The sequence below is a fragment of the Streptomyces fuscigenes genome (genome assembly GCF_021556455.1).
GTDB lineage: Bacteria > Actinomycetota > Actinomycetes > Streptomycetales > Streptomycetaceae > Streptomyces > Streptomyces fuscigenes.
The window spans coordinates 1-2,688 of record NZ_JAKGCV010000598.1 but is presented as its reverse complement, the minus strand read 5'-3'; the positions used below and the strand labels follow the sequence as shown (position 1 = coordinate 2,688).

The following is a 2,688-nucleotide window of genomic DNA, read 5'->3' as shown; positions in this document are numbered from 1 at the left end:
CGCGGGCCCCGCCTCCGCGGCCGGCCTCCGCCAGGGAGGGCACGGGCGGAGGCCGGCGGCCCGAACTGCCGCGGGCAGCGGAGGCAGCAGGGCCGCCGCCGGCAGCACCGGCAGCACGGCCGCCGCCGGCAGCACGGGCGGCACCGCCTCCCGGAACCCGCCGCCCGCCTCGTACCGTCTGGTACTGGCGAAGGGCATCTCCCCCACGGGACATTCCCCACCGACGGTCCTTCGCGGGAGGGTCACCACCATGCACAGCAGTCCCACACGACGCCCGATGGGGCGCAGGAGCGTGCTGGGCGCCGCGGCGGCGCTCGCCGCGACCGCAGCCGCCGGCACGCTCGCCGGCTGCGACAGCGACACCCCGCCCCGGCCGGGCAGCAGTTCGGCGACACCCGGCGGCGGCAGCAGCGCGAGCAGCCGCCCTCCCACCGCGAGCCCCTCCCCCGGCGCGCCCTCCTGGAGCGCGCTCGGCAAAGGCCTCGACGGCGACCTCGTCCGACCGGACGACGCGGACTACGCGACGGCCCGTCAGCTGTACAACACGCGCTTCGACGACCTGAAGCCCGCCGCCGTCGCCTATGTGAGCGGCGAGGACGACATCAAGGAGTGCCTGGCGTTCGCGCGCACGCACCACATACCCGTCGCCATCCGCAGCGGCGGCCACTCGTACGCGGGCTGGTCCAGCGGCAACGGCCGCCTGGTCGTGGACGTGTCCCGGCTCGACTCGCTGGCGGACGCCGCCAGCCACGGCGTCGTCGGCGCGGGGGCCCGCATCGCCGACGTCTACCGCACCCTCGCCGCACGCGGCCGCACGATCCCCGCGGGCTCCTGCCCGACCGTCGCCGTCTCGGGGCTGACGCTCGGCGGCGGACACGGCGTCACCTCCCGCGCGTACGGCCTCGCCTGCGACAGCCTGCAGTCCGCCACCCTGGTGACGGCCGACGGCGCGACCGTCACCGCCGACGCCGACCGCAACAGCGACCTGTTCTGGGCCCTGCGCGGCGCGGGCAACGGCAACTTCGGCGTCGTCACCTCCCTGCGCTACCGCACGAGTCCGGCGCCGGACGGCGTCGTCACGTACATGAGCTGGCCGTGGGCCAGGGCCAACGCGCTGCTCGCCTCGTGGCAGGAGTGGGGGCCCTCGCAGCCCGACGAGATCTGGTCGTCGCTCCACCTCGACGCCGGGCCGGGCGGGGTCGCGCCGACGGCGTCGGTGTCCGTCTTCTCGCTCGGCACCGAGGGCGACCTGCACAACGCCGTCGACCGCCTCGCCGACCAGGCGGGCGGCCCGGGACCGGCGAGCTCCGTCTCGATCCGCACGCGCGGGTTCGAGGACGCCATGGAGGTCTACGGCGGCTGCTCCGGCCTGAGCGCCGAGCAGTGCAAGCTGCCGGGCACCACCCCCGGCCGCTCGCCGCAGGGCGCGCTGCACCGCGACACGTACGCCGCCGCCTCCGACTTCTACGACCGCTCCCTGAGCGCGGCCGGGCGCCAGGCGCTGCTCGGGACGGCGGAGGCCTTCACCCGGCTGCCCGCCGGGCAGGGCGGCAGCGCGTCCGTGCTGCTGACCGCGCTGGGCGGCGCGGTGAACCGGGTCGACCCGTCGGCCACGGCGTTCGTCCACCGCCGCTCCCGGATGCTCGCGCAGTACGTGGCGTCCTGGCAGGCCGGCGGTTCGGGCAGCGCGCACCGGACGTGGCTCGGCTCGACGCACACGGCGATGCGCCGGTACGCGTCCGGCGGGGCGTACCAGAACTACACGGACCCCACCCTGAGCGACTGGCGCACCGCCTACTACGGCCAGGGCGTGGACCGGCTCACGCGTCTGAAGAAGCAGTACGACCCGGACCGCCTCTTCGACTTCCCGCAGGCGCTGTGAGCGGCGCACCCGCCTCGCGCCGTTGACCACGCCCGCCTCCGGGGCGCCGCGGACCCCTCTCACCCCCCGGAGGGGGGCGTCGCGGACCCCTCTCACCCCCCCGGGGGGGGCGTCGCGGACCCCTCTCACCCCCCGGGGGGCGTCGCGGACCCCTCTCACCCTCCGGGGCCGCCGCCGCTCCGCCGTACGGCTCACCGGCGTTGCCGGACGGGGCGGGTGCGGATGGCCTTGACCCATGGCCGACGTCCCGCCCCCGCCCCCGTCCCCGCGCCGTGTCCCCCTGCTCGTCGTGACCGCCGCCGCGCTGCTCGTCCTGCTCGCGGCCGCCGCCGCGGGGGCCGTCGACCGGCCGACGCAGCCGCGGAAGCTGACGCTGATCAGCACGGCGAACGGCGCGGCGCTGGCGGACGTGCACGGCAACCCGCTCTACCTGCGCGAGGCGGACAAGCCCAACACGCCGGGCTGCACGGGCCGGTGCGCGAAGACGTTCCCGCCCGCGTTGGGGGCCGCGGCCCGGGGCCACGGCGTCACCGGCAAGGTCACGCACACCGCGCACCACGCGCCCGGGAGCAGCCTGCCGCAGGTCGTCTACGACAGGCACCCGCTGTACTACTACGCGAAGGACCGCCCCAAGCGGCCGCGCGGCCAGGACGTGGACGGCTTCCGGCTGGTCGCTCCCGACGGGAAGCCCCTGCCGGTCGGCGAGATCGGAACGGCGACGTCCCGCCCGAAACCGCCGACCGCGGGCCCCGCCACGCCCCCGGGCACCACCGCCGCGCCGCGCCCCGCGCACACCGGGGCGCGCA

General features: G+C 77.1%; 3 protein-coding genes. 2 read left to right on the top strand and 1 reads right to left on the bottom strand.

All coding sequences use genetic code 11. The features are described 5' to 3' along the window. A partial coding sequence (locus L1885_RS26785; RefSeq protein WP_235799742.1) for a hypothetical protein occupies window positions 1–198 on the bottom strand: 198 nt, incomplete at its 3' end. Window positions 199–277: 79 nt separating this feature from the next. Here L1885_RS26785 and L1885_RS26780 point away from each other — a divergent pair. After that, window positions 278–1,882 (top strand): FAD-binding oxidoreductase, encoded by a 1,605-nt coding sequence (locus L1885_RS26780; protein ID WP_235799743.1) that lies wholly within the window; start codon window positions 278–280, stop codon window positions 1,880–1,882. A 235-nt stretch (window positions 1,883–2,117) separates the two neighbouring features. After that, a partial coding sequence (locus L1885_RS26775; RefSeq protein WP_235799741.1) for a COG4315 family predicted lipoprotein occupies window positions 2,118–2,688 on the top strand: 571 nt, incomplete at its 3' end.

Bases quoted from the DNA above. Each gene is read 5' to 3' on its own strand.
- L1885_RS26780 (WP_235799743.1), top strand. From the start codon at position 278: ATGGGGCGCAGGAGCGTGCTGGGCGCCGCGGCGGCGCTCGCCGCGACC.